The following is a 16,939-nucleotide window of genomic DNA, read 5'->3' on the forward strand; positions in this document are numbered from 1 at the left end:
GGGCCTACTCCGCCTTCCGGGCGGCGGCATCGTCGGTCGCGCTCCGCGCTCCGGATGCCATCGACTTGGCGCTCTGCCCGCCCAGCGAATCGCCGCCCGAGACCTCCGCGTTGTGCGCGTGCGCGAAGTGGTGGAGCCCGAAGACCGAATCCATGCCCGCCCGCATCCCCATGAGGTCCTCGCACTGGTTGACGGCCTTCTTCGTCAGCGCCAGGCCGAAACTCGGCATGTCCGCGATCCGCTCCGCGAGGGCGAGCGTCTCCTCCTCGAGCTCGCCGCGGGGGACGACACGGTTCACCATGCCCCACTCCTTGGCCTGCTGCGCCGAGAAGCGGTCGCCGGTGAAGAGGAACTCCTTCGCGGCCCGCGGACCCATGACCCACGGGTGGGCGAAGTACTCGACGCCGGGGATGCCCATGCGCACCACCGGGTCCGAGAAGAAGGCGTCGTCGGAGGCGACGATGAGGTCGCAGCTCCACGCGAGCATCAGGGCGCCCGCGATGCAGGCGCCCTGCACCGAGGCGATCACCGGCTTCGGGATCTCCCGCCACCGCCGGCACATGCCGAGGTACACCTCGGACTCCCGGGCGAAGCGCTGATCGCCGCCCTCTCTGCCCACGTGGTCCCACCACAGGACGGCCTTGTTCTCGAAGTGCTGGTCCACATCCCGGCCCGGCGTGCCGATGTCGTGGCCGGCGGAGAAGTGCTTGCCGTTGCCGGCCAGCACGATCACCTTGACCGCCGGATCCTCCACCGCGCGAACGAAGGCGGCGTCCAGCGCGTAGGTCATCGCCGAGTTCTGCGCGTTGCGGTACTCGGGCCGGTTCATGGTGACCACGGCGACGGGGCCGCGCACCTCGTAGGTCACCACCTCGGGGGTCGCGTCGGGGACGGGCGTGCTATCGGTCATCGCTTTTCTCCTGCTGCAGGGGCGGGCGCGCCGCGCAGGACGCGCTTGAGCACCTTTCCGGTCGCGTTACGCGGCAGCTCGGTCACGAACTCCACGCTGCGGGGGACTTTGAAGCCGGCCAGGTACTGGCGGCAGTGCTCGATCACGGCGTCCTCGGTCACGGTGCCACCGGCGGTGAGGACGACGAAGGCCTTGCCCACCTCACCGAGCCGCGCTTCCGGCACGCCGATGACGGCGCTCTCCGCGACGCCGGGGATCCGGGCGATCACCTGCTCGATCTCCGCCGGGTAGACGTTGAACCCGCCGTTGGTGAACATGTCTTTGATGCGGTCGGTGATCCGCAGGTTCCCCGCATCGTCCATCGATCCGGCGTCGCCGGTGTGGAACCACCCGTCGGCGTCGAAGGCTTTCGCCGTCGACGCGGGATCCTCGAAGTACTCGGCGATCACGTTCGGCCCGCGGACCAGGATCTCCCCGTCGTTCGCGATCCGCACCTCCATGTCGCGCACCGCGCGTCCGGAGGTCGTGGCGACGACGTCCGGGTCGTCATCCGCCCGGCACATCGTCACGACCGGCGCCTCGGACAGCCCGTACGCGGTGAGCACCCGGTCGTAGCGCAACTCGTCGCGCATTCGCTCGATGAGCACGACGGGGATCGTGGCGGCGCCCGTGGTCGCGGCGCGCAGGCTGGACAGGTCGTAGTCCGCGCGGGAGGGGTGGTCGAGCATCATCTGGTGCACGGTGGGTACGCCGGGCAGGATGGAGATCCGTTCCCGCTGGATGAGTTCGAAGGCCTGCACCACGTCGAAGGTCTGCGCCGGGTAGATCGCGGCGCCGTGCTGGAGGGCCGCGAGGATCCCCGCCTTGTACCCGAAGATGTGGAAGAACGGGCTCAGGATCAGGTACCGGTCGGCATCGGTGACCCCGACGAGCTCGGCCCAGTTCGCCGCGTTCGCGAGCGTCTGCGTGTGCGTGCTCACAGCTCCCTTGCTCCGTCCGGACGTCCCGGACGTGAAGAAGATGTCCGACGGTGCGTCGGGGGCGACCGCGGCGGCGGCATCGTCGAGCTCGGAGGCGGTGATCCCGGCACCGCGCGCGGGGACGCCGTGCCAGTCCGGGAGCCGGAGCACCGAGACGATGTCGCCGGGCAGGCCGCCGGCGATCTCGACCACGAGGTCGAGCCGGTCGACGCCGAGGAACGGGCCCGCGACGACGAAGGCTCGCGAGCGGGTGCGGACCAACAGGTCGACCATCTCGGGACCGGTGTAGCGGGTGTTGACGGGGACGAGGACGGCGCCGATGTAGGCGACGCCCAGTGCGGCCTCGATCCACTCGTGCCCGTTGGGCGCGCAGATCGCGACCCGATCGCCCTTCTCGATCCCCTCCGCGAGGAGCGCGCGAGCGATATCGCGAGCGCGCTCGTGCAGCTCGGTGTAGCTGATCCGTAGGTCGCCGTCGACCACGGCGGTGCGGTCCGCGAACTGTTCCGCGGCGCCGCGCAGAGCCCCTGCGATGGTGCGTGACATGCGCAAACCCTTCTGCCTAGCATGTGCTTGGTAGAACACGTTACAGTGCGGGAGGAGTCTGTGTAACCTGATTCCACCAAGCACTTGCTTGGTGGAGCCTGAAGGGAGTGCCGTGACCACGGTGAGCGGCGAGACGGACGCGGAGTTCCGGGCGCGGATCCGGGATTGGCTCGCGACGAACCTGTCCGGTGAGTTCGCCGGTCTCCGCGGCGCCGGCGGGCCCGGCCGGGAGCATGAGTTCTTCGACGAGCGCGTGGCCTGGGAGCGGCACCTCGCCGCGGCGGGGCTCAATTGCATCGGCTGGCCCGCTGAGAACGGCGGCGGCGGAGCGTCCCTCGCGCAGCAGGTGATCTTCCACGAGGAGTACGCCCGCGCCGGCGCACCCGCGAAGGTCTCCCACCTCGGGCAGGAACTCCTGGGCCCCACACTCATCGCCTTCGGCACCGACGAGCAGAAGGCCCGCTTCCTGCCCGCCATCCGCGACGTCCGCGAACTGTGGTGCCAGGGCTACTCCGAGCCCGGTGCCGGCTCCGACCTCGCCAATGTCAGCACCACCGCGCGCCTCGAGGGCGACGAGTGGGTCATCTCCGGCCAGAAGGTCTGGACGTCGCTGGCGCACGTCGCCGACTGGTGCTTCGTCGTCGCCCGCACCGAACCCGGCTCCGCCCGGCACAAGGGCCTGTCGTACCTCCTCGTCCCCATGGAACAGCCGGGCGTCGAGGTCCGGCCGATCGTCCAGCTGACGGGGACCTCGGAGTTCAACGAGGTCTTCTTCGACGGTGCGCGCACCGCCGCCGCCAACGTCGTCGGCGAGCCCGGCGAGGGGTGGCGCGTCGCCATGGGGACCCTCGCCTTCGAGCGCGGCGTCGCCACCCTCGGCCAGCAGATCGGCTTCCGTCGAGAGCTGCAGCGGCTCACCGACCTCGCCCTCGATTCCGGGGCCGCCGACCGGCCCGAGGTCGCCCTCGAACTCCGTCGCGCCTGGACCGAGCTCGACGTGATGCGCGCGCACGCGCTCCGCACTCTCGGCTCCGCCGCGACCGGCACCGCCGAGGTCGCGAAACTGCTGTGGGCCAACTGGCACCGAAGGCTCGGAGAGATCGCGATGACGGTGCGCGGCGCCGCCGGACTGCTCGCCGACCCCGAGCTCGACGACTGGCAGCGCCTCTACCTGTTCACCCGAGCCGACACGATCTACGGCGGCTCCAACGAGATCCAGCGCAACGTCATCGCCGAGCGCGTGCTCGGCCTGCCGAGAGAGGCCCGCCCGTGAGCGCCATCCCCACACCCCCGTACCCCCAGGGACGCAACCTCGTCGAGGACAAGGTCGTCGTCGTCACTGCGGCCGCCGGTACCGGCATCGGCTCCGCGACCGCGCGGCGCTGCCTCGAGGAGGGCGCCCGCGTCGTCATCTCCGACTGGCACGAGCGGCGCCTGGGCGAGAAGCGCGACGAGCTCGCCGCCGAGTTCGGCGACCGGGTGCACGCGATCACCTGCGACGTCACCGTCGAGGATCAGGTGCAGGCACTGCTCGACGGTGCCGCCGACCGCTACGGCCGGATCGACGTGCTGGTCAACAACGCCGGCCTCGGCGGCAGCGTCGCCGTGCAGGACATGACCGACGAGCAGTGGTCGCGCGTGCTCGACGTGACCCTCACCGGCACCTTCCGCGCCACCCGCGCGGCGATCAACCGATTCATCGCGCAGGGCGGGGGCGGCGTGATCGTCAACAACGCCTCGGTGATCGGTTGGCGCGCCCAGGCCGAGCAGGCTCACTACGCCGCCGCGAAGGCGGGCGTCATGGCGCTCACCCGCTGCTCGGCCGTCGACGCTGCGCAGCACGGGATTCGGATCAACGCCGTCTCGCCGAGCATCGCCATGCACGCCTTCCTCGCGAAGGTCACCTCCGACGAGTTGCTCGACGAGCTTTCCCGGCGCGAGGTCTTCGGCCGCGCTGCGGAGCCCTGGGAGGTCGCGAACGTGATCGCCTTCCTGGCGTCGGACTACAGTTCTTATATGACCGGCGAGGTGGTCTCGGTGAGCAGCCAGCATGCGTGATCAGTGCCCTCCTTCCATGACCTTCGAGGTGGTCTCGGTGAGCAGCCAGCATGCGTGATCAGTGTCCTCCCTCCATGACCTTCGAGGTGGTCCCCGTGAGCATCCGGCATGGCTAAGCCGGACCCGTCCGCGCGCCGCGCGGAGGTCCTGGCCCTGAGCGCGAAGCTGTTCGCGGAGAACGGCTACCGCGCGACAACCGTACGTGACATCGCCGATGCCGCCGGTATCCTCTCAGGCAGCCTGTACCACCACTTCGACTCCAAGGAGTCGATGCTCGACGAGATCCTCCGGGACTTCCTCGATCGGCTCTTCGGTGAGTACCGCACGGTGCTGGCGACCACCGTGGCCCCGCGGGAACAACTGCGCGGCTGCGTCATCGCCTCGTTCGCGGCGATCGACGCGAGCCCCGACGCCGTCGCGATATACCAGGCGGAGGCGCGCGGTCTCGCGCAGCAGGAGCGCTTCGCCTACATCGCCGACTTCCTGCAGGAGTTCCGCTCCATGTGGCGCGGCATCATCACGCGTGGTATCGAATCCGGCGACTTCCGAGCGGATCTCGACGTCGACGTCACCTACCGCTTCCTCCGCGACACCGTCTGGGTCGCGGTCCGCTGGTACCGACCCGCCGGGCACCTGCCCGTCGACACGGTGGCCGATCAGTACCTCACGATCCTCGAGCGCGGGATCGCCAGCCCTGAGAAGGAGCAATCATGACCGAACTCGCCCCCGGCGCCTACATCCTCGACGCTGTGCGCACCCCCACCGGCAAACGAGGCGGCTCGCTCGCGGCCGTGCACTCGGCCGACCTCGGCGCGCACGTGCTCCGGGCGTCGGTGCAGCGCTCCGGTGTCGACCCCGCGCTCGTCGACGACGTGATCATGGGGTGCTGCGACACGATCGGCCCGCAGTCCGGCAACATCGCGCGGACGTCCTGGCTCGCGGCCGGGCTGCCCGAACACGTCCCCGGCGTCACCGTCGACCGGCAGTGCGGATCCAGCCAGCAGTCCGTCCACTTCGCGGCACAGGCCGTGCTGTCCGGCACCGCCGACGCCGTCGTCGCCGCCGGCGTGCAGAACATGAGTGCCATCCCGATCAGCGCGGCGATGCTCGCCGGGCGCCAGTACGGCTTCGACGACCCGTTCTCCGGTTCGACGGGGTGGCGCGAGCGGTACGGCGACGTCGAGGTCTCGCAGTTCGCCAGCGCCGACATGATCGCGACCAAGTGGGGTCTCTCCCGCGCGCGCATGGAGGAGTTCGCTCTCGCGAGCCACGAGCGGGCGATCGCCGCCAGCGACGCCGGCAGGTTCGAGGCGGAGATCGCGCCCGTGGGCGACTTCGCGGTGGACGAGACGCCCCGTCGGGGCACGACACTGGAGAAGATGGCCGGACTGGCCCCGCTCGCAGAGGGATCCGCGATCACGGCGGCCGTCGCGAGCCAGATCGCCGACGGTGCCGCCGCCGTCATGGTCGCCTCCGCGGACTTCGTCCAGCGGCACGGCCTGACGCCCCGTGCCCGCATCCATCACATCTCCGTGCGCGCTGCGGACCCCGTCTGGATGCTGACCGGACCCATCCCCGCCACGCAGTACGCGCTGCAGAAGACGGGCCTCACCGTCGCCGACATCGACCTGTTCGAGTGCAACGAGGCATTCGCGTCGGTGCCGCTGGCCTGGATGGACGAGATGGGCATCCCGCACGAGAAGGTCAACGTCAACGGCGGTGGCATCGCGCTGGGTCATCCCCTGGGTGCCACCGGTGCCAAGCTGATGACCACCCTGTTGCACGAGCTCGAACACCGCGGCGGCCGCTACGGCCTGCAGACGATGTGCGAGGGCGGCGGCACCGCCAATGTCACGATCATCGAGCGCCTCTGAACCGCCCCCTCTGACTCAACAGCGTCAGCCCATACCGTGACCTGCGTGCGGGTTCGGTATAGGCTAACGCTGTTGAGTCAGGAAACGGGTGCGACGGTGCGCGGTACGGGTCAGGTGCGCAGGGTGGTGAGGTCGTCCAGGCGGGCCTCGGCCTCGGACACGATGCGCTCGATGAGCTCCGCCACGGTCGGCAGGTCGTCGATGATGCCGGCCACCTGGCCCGAGGCCAACACACCGGCGTCCGTGTTTCCCTCGACGAGCCCGGCGCGCAACAGCATCGGTGTGTTCGCCGACATCATCAGCTGGCTCCAGGTGCGGTCACCGCCCTTCTTGAGCGCGAGTCCCTCACTGATGAGTCCCTTCCAGGACACGCCGGTGAGGGCCTGGAACCGCAGGGTGTTCCGCGCGGCGTGCGCGAGCGTGGCGACGCCGTGCGAGCGTTCCAGGGCTTCGACGAGGGCCGTTCGCAGGACCCGGTGCGGCATACCGTCGACCTTGGTGGTGACGACCGTGTCCGCGAGTCCGCGCTGGAGGTACTCCGCCTTGACCGACTCGGGGACGCGGCTGTCCCGGGTGAGCAGGAACCGGGTGCCCATGGCCACGCCGGACGCGCCGTACGCGAGCGCCGCGGCGAGGCCGCGGCCGTCGAAGAAGCCGCCGGCGGCGATCACGGGGATGTCCACGGCGTCCAGGACGGAGGGCAGCAGGAGCGTGGTGGCGACACCGCCGGTGTGACCGCCGCCCTCGCCGCCCTGCACCACGACGGCGTCGGCGCCCCACGCGGCCACCTTCTCGGCGTGCCGCGCCGCGCCGATGGACGGGATGACCACGAGCCCGGCGTCTTTGAGCTGTGCGATCATCTCCTTGCGCGGCGCGAGCGCGAAGGACGCGACCTTCACGCCCTCTCGGATCATGAGCTCCACGCGCTGCTGCGCGTCCTCCGCGTCGGCGCGCAGATTCACCCCGAAGGGCTTGTCGGTGCGCTCCTTGGTCTTCCGGATCGCCGTCTCGAGCTCGGTGAAGGTCATCGTCGCGGACGCGAGAATGCCGAGGCCACCCGCGTTCGCCGTAGCCGCGGTGAGGTGGGCGCCGGACACCCAGCCCATGCCTGTCTGCACCACCGGGTGCTCGATTCCGATGAGCTCCGTCAGGCGCGTCCGCAGGGTCATGCGGGGACCTCCCTGCTGCGCAAGCTCTTCGGGTCGACGACGGTGCGGATCAGCTCGAGCTCCTCGGCCGTCGGGACGCGGGTCTCGGGGGCGCCGGCGCCGTCCAGGTCGAATCCCGTCGCCTCGCGCACCTGCTGCTCCGTAACGCCCGGATGCACCGAGAGGATGGTCATTGCACCGTCGTCGGTGAAACCGAGGACGGCGAGATCGGTGACCACGCGGTGGATGTCATGGAACCGGCTCGCCGCGGGGCCGGCCGCGCGGGCGCGGTCGTAGCCGACCCCGCTCACCACGTCCACGGAATCGACGAAGACCCGGGTGGAGTGTCTGGGGATCCAGTACGACGTGCGGTTGTTCACCGTGTTACCCGGGCCGCCGCGGACGCCCAGCAGCTGCCGGGTCGGGGCGGCGTGATCGCCGATCGCTGAGATGTTCTGGTTGCCGTACCGATCGATCTGGCTGGCACCCATGATGACGTGGCGCTTGCCGTTCGGCACGACCACGTCGAGCACCTTCTTGAAGGGCTGCCATCCCTCGATCCCGGCGGACGGGTTCGCCGCATCGGCGACCAGATAGGCCTCGCCGTCGGAGAGCAGGAGGTCGGGCGCGAAGGTCAGTCGGGCGAGCCGGCCCCCCAACGACGGGATGAGCCCCATGGGGCTGGCGGTGATCTCGCCATCGCCGCGGAACAGGTCTGCGATCGCGGCCACGCACACCTCGGCGCGGGTGATGTCGGTCATTTCTTCTCCTGCTCAGCCGATTCCGCGGCCCATGCGGCCACTTCAGCCTGGTAGTGCGCCTCATCGCCGCTGAGGAAGCGTTCCTCGAAAGCGGCCCAGGCTTCGGGATCCTTGGCGCTGGCGGCGTAGTGCCGCTGGAACTTCTCGTCGCGCCCGTAGTCAGGGGCCGCGGTGGTGAAGTGAGCGCCGTTCGGCGTCTCGACCACCCCCGTGACTGCGCTGCGATTGATGATCAGGGACTGCACCGGTCCGCCGGCGACGAGCTCCTCGGTCGGGACGATCCGCTCGCACGAGACATAGCAGCGGTCCGCGGCGAGGGCGAAATCGTCGTCGAAGTACGGGTCCGGACCCAGGTACTGGGCGTTGCCCCGGGCGTCCGCCCGGTTCATGTGCACCAGCGACGCATCGAGCCGCAGCGCCGGGACGGCGACGAGCTCCTCGCCGTCCGCGTACGGCGATACGACCGTGCGCAGCTCGGGATTCACATCCATCACCGACGAGCCCAGGCCCGCGCGGATCGGGAGGAAGGGCAGGCGCTGCACGGCGGCCTTGAGCCCTGCGGCGAACATGCCCTCGTCCCACTCGGCCACCTCGATGGCCCCGGACTGCCTGGCCCGCGCGAAGTTCGGATCGATCGGCACGCTGTCGAGGGTGACGAAGCCGAAGACCAGCTTCCGGATCTTCCCGGCCGCGGCGAGCAGGCCCACGTCGGGGCCCCCGTAGGACACCACGGTGAGGTCCGTGAGGTCGGAGCGGAGGATCGCGCGCACCAGGGCCATCGGCTTGCGGCGCGATCCCCAGCCGCCGATGCCCAGTGTCATGCCGTCCTCGAGTTCGGCGACCACCTGCTCGGGGGTCATGGTCTTGTCGCTCATGCGTTCTCCTGCTGTGTGTCCTGGGCCTCGGCTGCTTCGCCCACGGTGCGGCCGGTGGAGACGAACTCCCGGCGGTGCTCGTCCGAGTAGCCCGCGAGATTGAGTTCGAAGGTGAATCCCTGCTCGAACCGGTAGCTGGTGTGCACGTTCACCGGGTCGATCCCGTTGATGGCCTCCTTCGCCTTCCGGATCACCCGGGTGTCCTTGGCCGCGATGGCCCGTGCCACCTCGAGGGCGGTCTCATCGAGCTCGGCCCGCGGCACCACGCGGTACACCGACCCGAAGTGCTCCAGCTGCTGCGCGGTCACGGTGCCGGCGGTGAAGTACAACGTGCGCATGAGGTGCTGCGGTACGAGACGCGCCAGATGCGTTGCGGCGCCCAGTGCCCCGCGGTCGACCTCGGGCAGCCCGAAGGTGGCGTCGTCGGAGGCGACGACCACGTCGGCGTTGCCGACGAGGCCGATGCCGCCGCCCAGGCAGAAGCCGTTCACCGCGACGATCACCGGGACCGCGCAGTCGTACACCGCGGAGAAGGCCGCGGCGCACCCGGCGTTCGCGCCGATGAGCGCACTGTAGCCGTCTCCTGCGGCCTGCGCCGCGTCGATCTCCTTGATGTCCACGCCGGCGTTGAATCCGCGGCCCGCCGCGCGCACCACCACGACGTGGCACGACGGGTCGCGACCCGCCTCGGTGATGGCGTTCGCGAGGTCGAACCAGCCCTGCACGGTGAGGGCGTTGACGGGGGGCGCATCGACGGTGATCGTGTGGATTCCGGACTCGTCGACGGTGGTCGTGATCGGTGAAGGCACACCGACTCCTTCGAGGTAGACAGGTAGAACGTGATCTAAACCTAGCAATTGCTTGGTACGCTACCACCGAAGCCGGGTCAGCCGGAATACGAAGAGGAGAATCCATGTCGAGCGCAGCCGTCCCAGGTGGCCTGGGACTCGAGGGCGCGGTGGTCCTGGTCACCGGCGGCGTCCGTGGGATCGGCGCGGGTATCGCCCGCGTGTTCCTCCGCCACGGGTCGACGGTGGTGGTCTGCGCCCGTCGGGAACCCGAGCGTCAGATCGAGGTCGACGGTGCCGTGGCCGAGTTCGTCGCGGCCGATGTCCGCGAGCCCGAGCAGGTCGAGGCCCTGATCGCCGGCATCGTCGAGCGGCACGGCCGGCTCGATGTGCTCGTCAACAATGCGGGCGGTGCTCCCTTCGCCGATGCCGCGACGGCCTCGACGCGCTTCCATGAGAAGGTCGTCGGGCTCAACCTGCTCGCACCGCTCCTGGTGGCACAGAGGGCTAATGCGGCCATGCAGCGCGCTGGGGGAGGGGCGATCGTGAACGTCTCCAGTGTGAGCGCGACCCGTCCCTCGCCGGGCACGGCGGCCTACGGGGCGGCCAAGGCGGGGCTCGACTCGCTCACCGCGAGCCTTGCGGTGGAGTTCGCGCCCGCGGTGCGGGTCAACGCGCTCGACGTGGGGATGGTCCGCACCGAGGCCGCCGAGCAGCACTACGGCGACGACGCCGGGATCGCGGCCATCGGTGCGACCGTGCCGCTCGGGCGGCTGGCCGATCCCGAGGAGGTCGGCGCGTGCGCCGCATTCCTCGCCTCGCCCCTCGCGTCGTATGTCAGCGGCGCGACACTGCTCGTCCACGGCGGTGGCGAGCGCCCCGCCTTCCTGGCCGCCGCGAACGTCGAGCGCGACGCGCGGTAGATCCGAACCACGAACGAGGAGAACAACAATGACAGGAATCGTCGACGGTCGCGTCGTCATCGTCACCGGAGCCGGTCGGGGAATCGGTCGGGCCCACGCGCTCGCCTTCGCCGCGGAGGGCGCGGCTGTCGTGGTCAACGACTACGGGGTGGGGCTCGACGGTGCCGAGGCCTCATCGGGGCCGGCGCAGCAGGTCGTCGAGGAGATCCGCGCCGCGGGCGGCCGGGCGGTCGCGAATCCGTCGGACGTCGCCGATTGGGCGGGCGCGGAGGCGTTGGTGCGGACGGCGATCGACGAGTTCGGGCGCCTCGACGTGCTGGTGAACAACGCCGGCTTCCTCCGGGACCGGATGCTGGTGAACATGTCGGAGGCGGAGTGGGACGCGGTGACCAGGGTGCACCTCAAGGGGCACTTCGCGATGCTCCGGCACGCGGCCGGCTACTGGCGGGACGAGTCCAAGGCGGGGCGGCAGCCGGACGCGCGGGTGATCAACACCAGCTCCGGCGCGGGCCTGCTCGGCAGCATCGGCCAGGGCAACTACGCCGCCGCAAAGGCGGGTATCGCGGAGATGACGATCCAGGCGGCCGCCGAGATGGGGCGGTACGGGATCACCGTGAACGCGATCGCGCCCGCGGCCCGGACCCGCATGACGGAGACGACCTTCGCCGACGACATGGCCGCGCCGGAGGACGGTTTCGACGCGATGGCGCCGGAGAACGTCTCGCCGCTCGTGGTCTGGCTCGGCAGTACTGAATCCGCGGATGTCACCGGCCGGGTCTTCGAGGTCGAGGGCGGCAAGGTCTCGGTGGCGCAGGGCTGGCGACACGGCCCGCAGCGCGACAAGGGCGCCCGTTGGGAGCCCGCCGAGCTCGGGACGGTCGTGCGCGGCCTGATCGCCGAGGCACCGGCCCCGGAGTCCGTCTACGGCGCGTGAGCACAGGCCCGGGCGCTCCGCCGGAGCCCCGGGGGACGACGATGCCGGCCGCGCGGGAGGGGATCTCCGCGCGGCCGGCCGCGTCTCGGCGAGGGGTCGGCCGAGTTCGTGCGGTCAGGCCCGGGCGCGGAGCCGACCGGAGTCCACGAAGAACTGCACCAGCTCCGCCGCGGTGCTCTCCATGGTGCGCGGCGCGTACCCGAGTTCGTTGCGGGCCTTCGAGATGTCCACCAGGGGAGATGCGAACAGCGGCCCGAGCGCCGCCTTCGACAGCACGTCGGAACCGAGTCTGCTGTTGATCGGCTCGAGGACGGGCATGACCGCGGCGAGCGCCCCGATCGGCACGGCCACGCGCGGTCCGGAGCGGCCGGCCGCACGCGCGGACAGGCGCATGGCGTCGATGATCGGCGCGAACTCCCCACCGAGAAGGTAGTTCTCGCCCGTCCTGCCCTTCTCCGCGGCGAGCATGATGCCGGTGGCCACGTCCCGGACATCGACCAGGTCGAAGCCGGCCTTCGAGACGAAGGCGGGCATCCGTCCCCGGGCGGCGGTGTGCGCGAGTCGATTCAACCGGGACAGGGCGGCGCCGTGGTCGGCGGGCCCCCACACGCCCGTGGGGTTGCAGATGGCCGCATCCAGCCCGTCGTCGATGACCTTCCGGAGCTCCTGCTCGCCGGCCCACTTGGAGCGGTCGTAGACGGGGATCTCGGGGCGCACGGACCGCGGCGCGGTCTCGTCGATGACCTCGACCAGATCCTGGTCGAACGCGTGGATCGAGCTCAGGTGCACCATCTTCCGCACGCCTGCGTCGAGCGCCGCGCGAGCGACGATGCGTACGCCCTGGGTGTTGAGGCGCCACGCGGCCTCGTCCTCCATTCGCAGCGTGATCATCGCGACCAGGTGGTAGACGACCTCGACGCCCTCGAATGCGGCGCGCATCTCGTCCGGTTCGAGGACACTCGCCTGCACCCACCGCACGCCCTCGGGCGCATGCGGCGACGAGGTCCGGTCGATCGCGACAACCTCGTGTCCCTGCTCGACCAATTGCTGCAGGAGGTTCCCGCCCACGAATCCGGCTGCGCCGGTGACTGCTACGCGCATGTCGTCAGATCCGCTCGATGATGGTGCCGGTGGCCATCGCGCCGCCGCAGCACATCGCGATGAGGGCGGTCGACGCATCGCGCCGCTCCAGCTCGTGCAGCGCGGTCGTGATGAGCCGGGCGCCGGTGGAGCCGACCGGATGACCGAGTGCGATGGCGCCGCCGTTGACGTTCACCTTGTCCGGATCGGGGCCGATCACCTGCTGCCAGGACAGGACCACGGAGGCGAAGGCCTCGTTGACCTCGAACAGGTCGATGTCGCCGAGCGACCGGCCGGAGCGCTCGAGCACGCGCTCGGTGGCGCGGATCGGGCCGTCGAGGTGGTAATACGGCTCCCCGCCGACCAGAGCCTGCGAGACGATCCGGGCGCGCGGGGTGAGGCCGAGCGCGGCGGCATGGTCGGAGTCCATGAGCAGGACGGCGGCGGCACCGTCGGACACCTGCGAGGAGGTGCCGGCCGTGTGCCGGCCACCGTCGAGCATGGGCGTGAGCTTGGCGAGCCCCTCGAGCGTGCTCTCGCGCGGACCCTGGTCCCGGGAGACCTCGATGGTCTCGCCGGTGGGCGCACCGTCGGCCATCGCGGGCGCCTTGAGCGGCACGACCTCGCGGTCGAACCGGCCCTCCGCCCAGGCCTGCAGCGCCTTGCGCTGCGACGCGAGGCCGAAGGCGTCGATGTCCTCGCGGGTGAGCCCGCGGCGTTCGGCGATCCGTTCGGCGGCGAGGAACTGGTTGGGCATGTCGATGGTCCACGACGGAGGGCGGGAGGTGCCCAGGCCCTCCGGGCGGTTCGCACCGAGCGGGATCCGGCTCATCGACTCGACTCCGCACGAGATGCCGGCCGCGATGGCGTCGGTGGCGATGAGGCCGGCGATCAGGCCCGTGGCCTGCTGGGCCGATCCGCACTGCGCGTCGATCGTGGTGGCGCCGGTCAGCTCCGGGAGGCCCTCGTTGAGCCAGGCGGTGCGGGTGATGTTGCCCGCCTGCTCACCGGCCTGCGTGACATTGCCGCCGATGATCTGCTCGATCTGCGCCGGGTCGACCCCGGCGTGCCCGAGGAGGGCGGTGACGGTGCCCCCGAGGAGCTCGGCGGGGTGCAGTCCGCTCAGCCAGCCGCCTCGCTTGCCGATGGGGCTGCGGACGGCGTCGACGATGACGGGGATGCCCATATCGATCGTTCCTCACATTCTCGGCTCGCCCCGATTGGGTAGAGCACGTTCTCGATTGTGGCGCCGATCTCCGGCTCTGTCGAGCCTCATGCGGTGGCGCCGCGACTGGTTCGTCCCTGTGTAACTGCTGTGCAACCAGCGTCCTTCGCAATCTAGCTCACGAGCGGACAGTCTGTGCTTCAATGAGTAGAACATGTTTCAGATACGCCTGGCCAGAGTCCGGGTGGAGACGCTTGAGGAGGCGGCGTGAGCGTGCACTTCCCCGCGGGGTTCGATTTCACCAGCCCCGACCTGTGGTCGGAGCGGCGGCCCGAGGCCGAGTTCGCCGAGCTGCGGCGATCGGCACCGGTCTGGTGGCAGGACATCCCGCCCGGCACCACCGGCTTCGACGACGGTGGCTTCTGGGTAGTGTCCAAGCTGGAGGACATCAAGGCCATCTCGCGGAACCCGAAGCAGTACTCGAACTGGGAGAACGGCGCGATCGTCCGGTTCGGTCCGGAGATCGAGCGCGAGCAGATCGACATGCAGCGGATGCTGCTGCTCAACATGGACCCGCCGCAGCACACCAAGACGCGCCGCATCATCTCGCGCGGCTTCACGCCGAAGGCGGTGCAGTCCCTGCACGACGCGCTGGCGGAGCGGGCCGAGCAGATCGTGCACGAGGCCCGCAAGGCCGGCGGCGGTGACTTCGTCGAGCAGGTCGCCAGCGAGCTCCCGCTGCAGGCGATCGCCGAGCTGCTCGGCGTGCCGCAGGAGGACCGCAAGAAGCTCTTCGACTGGTCCAACTCGATGATGGCGTACGACGACCCCGAGTTCGAGGGCGACTACCTCACCGCCATGACCGAGTTCACCGGCTATTCGTGGAACCTCGCGGAGGAGCGCCGCAAGTGTCCGATGGACGACATCGTGACCACCCTGGTGCAGGCGGACATCGATGGCGACGGTCTCGGCAGTGACGAGTTCGCGTTCTTCGTGCTGCTGCTCGCAGTCGCCGGCAACGAGACCACGCGCAACGCCATCAGCCACGGCATGAAGGCCTTCGTCGACCATCCCGACCAGTGGGAGATCTACAAGGAGCAGCGGCCGCGCACCGCGCCCGACGAGATCGTGCGCTGGGCGACGCCCGTCTCGGTGTTCCAGCGGACCGCGCTCGAGGACGTCCAGCTCGGCGAGCAGACGATCAAGAAGGGCCAGCGCGTCGCGCTGTTCTACGCCTCGGCCAACTTCGACGAGGACGCCTTCGAGGATCCCTACACTTTCAACATCCTGCGCGACCCGAACCCGCACGTCGGCTTCGGCGGCTCGGGCACCCACCACTGCGTGGGCGCGAACCTCGCCCGCCTCGAGATGGACCTGATGTTCAAGGCCATCGCGGACGTCATGCCGAACCTGCGCGAACTCGAGCCCCCGCAGCGGCTGCGGTCGGGCTGGCTCAACGGCATCAAGCACTGGAAGGTCGCCTACGAGTAGGCGGCGAACTCACTGACGAGGCCCCCGGGATTTTCCTGGGGGACTCGTCGTGGTGCGGTCCGGAAACCCGGTGGCCCCGGGACGGTCGTGGAGGTTAGCGTGGTCGGGTGAGCACACCGGAATCGCATGAGGAAGGGGTCGCCGGTCCCGCCGCCGACCCCGTGCAGAACCGCGCCGTCGTGCGCTGATCCGCGGGCCCGAGTCGGCCGCGGCGACCGGAGACGATCCCACGTTTCCGTCGTCCCAGGAGTGCTCCGTGCCTCGACTCGTCCTGTTCCTCGCCCTCGCCGTCTTCGCGATGGGTACCTCCGAATTCATGCTCGCCGGCGTGCTGCCGGCCCTCGCCGACGACCTCGCCGTCGCCCCGTCCGCCGCAGGAAGCCTCGTCTCCGCGTTCGCCGTCGGGATGGTCGTCGGTGCCCCGGTCACCGCCGCCCTCGCCCGACGGTGGCCGCCCCGCTCGGCCCTGCTCGGCTTCCTCGCACTGTTCGCGGCGGCGCACGTCGTCGGCGCGCTGGCCGCCTCCCTCCCGGTGCTGCTCGGGACCCGCGTCGTGGCCGCCTTCGCCAATGCGGGCTTCCTCGCCGTCGCGTTCACCGTGGCGGCCGCGGCGGTCGGCCCCGACCGTCGGGCGCGGGCGCTGTCGATGCTGCTCGCGGGGACCACCGTCGCCATGGTCGCGGGCGTTCCCGCCGGCGCAGGCGTAGGCGCCGCCGCGGGATGGCGCGTGCTGTTCTGGGCGGTCGCGTTGCTGTGCGTGCCGCCCTTCCTCGCGATCCTCGGTACGGCTCACCTCGATTCCATCGACGGCGGGCGTCGCTCGCTCCGAACGGAACTCGCCGCGCTGTACGACGGCCGAACGGCGACGATGCTCGTCCTCACCGCGCTGGTGAACGCGGGCACCTTCGGCGTCCTGACCTACCTCGCGGTCCCGGTGGCGGAAGTGCTGTCGGCGGCGTGGATCCCGCTGGTGCTGATGCTCTTCGGGGCGGGTGCGTGCGCCGGCGTCGCGCTCGTAGGCCGCGTCGCCGACGCCCGACCGCGAGCCCTCCTCGCTGCGGGAGCACCGCTCCTGGTGGGCGCGTGGGTGATGCTCGCTTCCGGCGGACGGGACCCGCTCCTCCTGCTGGCGATCGTGCCCCTGTCGGGCCTCCTCGCATTCGCCGTCGGCGGGACGCTGATCGCTCTCTCGATCGGGTCCGCCTCGGCAACTGCACCCACGATGGCCGGTTCCTACGCCACCGCCGCGCTCAACGTGGGCGCGGTGGCGGGACCCATCGGCGCGGGCGCTGCCCTCGACCGCCTCGGCGGGATCGCGGGACCGGCCGGATTCGCCGCGGCCGTCACGGCCATTGCGGCTGCGGCGATCCTCGCTGGGACGCGGCTCCGGTCGGGTCGGTGATATG

General features: G+C 70.5%; 16 protein-coding genes. 8 read left to right on the forward strand and 8 right to left on the reverse strand.

Going from position 1 to position 16,939, the window contains the following annotated elements:
• Positions 1-4: 4 nt before the first annotated feature.
• Both ABZX10_RS00780 and ABZX10_RS00785 read right to left on the reverse strand, forming a co-directional pair.
• Positions 5-910, reverse strand: coding sequence for an enoyl-CoA hydratase (locus ABZX10_RS00780; RefSeq protein ID WP_355533500.1), 906 nt, complete (start codon positions 908-910; stop codon positions 5-7).
• Positions 907-2,436, reverse strand: coding sequence for a FadD3 family acyl-CoA ligase (locus ABZX10_RS00785; protein ID WP_355533502.1), 1,530 nt, complete (start codon positions 2,434-2,436; stop codon positions 907-909). The genes ABZX10_RS00780 and ABZX10_RS00785 overlap by 4 nt, the downstream gene beginning before the upstream one ends.
• A 112-nt stretch (positions 2,437-2,548) precedes the next feature.
• Between ABZX10_RS00785 and ABZX10_RS00790 the strand changes: the two genes are divergently transcribed.
• From ABZX10_RS00790 to ABZX10_RS00805, 4 genes are all read left to right on the forward strand, one after another.
• On the forward strand, positions 2,549-3,709 hold the full coding sequence (locus tag ABZX10_RS00790) for an acyl-CoA dehydrogenase family protein (protein ID WP_355533504.1): 1,161 nt from the start codon (positions 2,549-2,551) through the stop codon (positions 3,707-3,709).
• Positions 3,706-4,494, forward strand: a complete 789-nt coding sequence (locus ABZX10_RS00795) for an SDR family oxidoreductase (protein WP_355533506.1) — start codon at positions 3,706-3,708, stop codon at positions 4,492-4,494. The genes ABZX10_RS00790 and ABZX10_RS00795 overlap by 4 nt, the downstream gene beginning before the upstream one ends.
• A 108-nt stretch (positions 4,495-4,602) precedes the next feature.
• A complete protein-coding gene (locus tag ABZX10_RS00800; RefSeq protein WP_355533508.1) occupies positions 4,603-5,208 on the forward strand; it encodes a TetR/AcrR family transcriptional regulator in 606 nt (201 codons plus the stop codon).
• Entirely contained in the window at positions 5,205-6,368 is a 1,164-nt protein-coding gene (locus tag ABZX10_RS00805) for an acetyl-CoA C-acetyltransferase (protein WP_355533510.1), read from the forward strand. The genes ABZX10_RS00800 and ABZX10_RS00805 overlap by 4 nt, the downstream gene beginning before the upstream one ends.
• Positions 6,369-6,478: 110 nt before the next feature.
• Here ABZX10_RS00805 and ABZX10_RS00810 read toward each other — a convergent pair whose 3' ends face one another.
• From ABZX10_RS00810 to ABZX10_RS00825, 4 genes are read right to left on the reverse strand one after another with little or no spacing between them, the layout of a single operon-like run.
• Entirely contained in the window at positions 6,479-7,537 is a 1,059-nt protein-coding gene (locus ABZX10_RS00810) for a nitronate monooxygenase (protein WP_355533512.1), read from the reverse strand.
• A complete protein-coding gene (locus ABZX10_RS00815) occupies positions 7,534-8,277 on the reverse strand; it encodes a CoA-transferase (protein WP_355533514.1) in 744 nt (247 codons plus the stop codon). The genes ABZX10_RS00810 and ABZX10_RS00815 overlap by 4 nt, the downstream gene beginning before the upstream one ends.
• Positions 8,274-9,152: a CoA-transferase gene (locus tag ABZX10_RS00820; protein WP_355533516.1), complete on the reverse strand. Its 879-nt coding sequence runs from the start codon at positions 9,150-9,152 to the stop codon at positions 8,274-8,276. The genes ABZX10_RS00815 and ABZX10_RS00820 overlap by 4 nt, the downstream gene beginning before the upstream one ends.
• Positions 9,149-9,961 (reverse strand): enoyl-CoA hydratase family protein, encoded by an 813-nt coding sequence (locus ABZX10_RS00825; protein ID WP_355533518.1) that lies wholly within the window; start codon positions 9,959-9,961, stop codon positions 9,149-9,151. Before ABZX10_RS00825 ends, ABZX10_RS00820 begins: the two co-directional genes overlap by 4 nt.
• Positions 9,962-10,065: 104 nt before the next feature.
• Between ABZX10_RS00825 and ABZX10_RS00830 the strand changes: the two genes are divergently transcribed.
• Both ABZX10_RS00830 and ABZX10_RS00835 read left to right on the forward strand, forming a co-directional pair.
• Positions 10,066-10,863 carry an SDR family oxidoreductase gene (locus ABZX10_RS00830; protein ID WP_355533520.1) on the forward strand — a complete coding sequence of 266 codons (798 nt, stop codon included), beginning with the start codon at positions 10,066-10,068 and terminating at the stop codon, positions 10,861-10,863.
• Positions 10,864-10,891: 28 nt separating this feature from the next.
• On the forward strand, positions 10,892-11,797 hold the full coding sequence (locus tag ABZX10_RS00835) for an SDR family oxidoreductase (RefSeq protein ID WP_355533522.1): 906 nt from the start codon (positions 10,892-10,894) through the stop codon (positions 11,795-11,797).
• A 114-nt stretch (positions 11,798-11,911) separates the two neighbouring features.
• Here ABZX10_RS00835 and ABZX10_RS00840 read toward each other — a convergent pair whose 3' ends face one another.
• Entirely contained in the window at positions 11,912-12,898 is a 987-nt protein-coding gene (locus ABZX10_RS00840) for an NAD-dependent epimerase/dehydratase family protein (protein WP_355533524.1), read from the reverse strand.
• A 4-nt stretch (positions 12,899-12,902) separates the two neighbouring features.
• Positions 12,903-14,063, reverse strand: coding sequence for a steroid 3-ketoacyl-CoA thiolase (locus ABZX10_RS00845; RefSeq protein ID WP_355533526.1), 1,161 nt, complete (start codon positions 14,061-14,063; stop codon positions 12,903-12,905).
• 246 nt (positions 14,064-14,309) lie between these two features.
• On the opposite strand from ABZX10_RS00845, the gene ABZX10_RS00850 reads away from it, so the two are divergent.
• Complete coding sequence (locus ABZX10_RS00850; protein ID WP_224645357.1) at positions 14,310-15,533, forward strand: cytochrome P450; 1,224 nt, start codon at positions 14,310-14,312, stop codon at positions 15,531-15,533.
• A gap of 256 nt (positions 15,534-15,789) precedes the next feature.
• Positions 15,790-16,935: an MFS transporter gene (locus ABZX10_RS00855; protein WP_355533529.1), complete on the forward strand. Its 1,146-nt coding sequence runs from the start codon at positions 15,790-15,792 to the stop codon at positions 16,933-16,935.
• Positions 16,936-16,939: the final 4 nt, after the last annotated feature.

The organism is Tsukamurella sp. NPDC003166, assembly GCF_040611135.1.
Lineage (GTDB): Bacteria > Actinomycetota > Actinomycetes > Mycobacteriales > Mycobacteriaceae > Tsukamurella.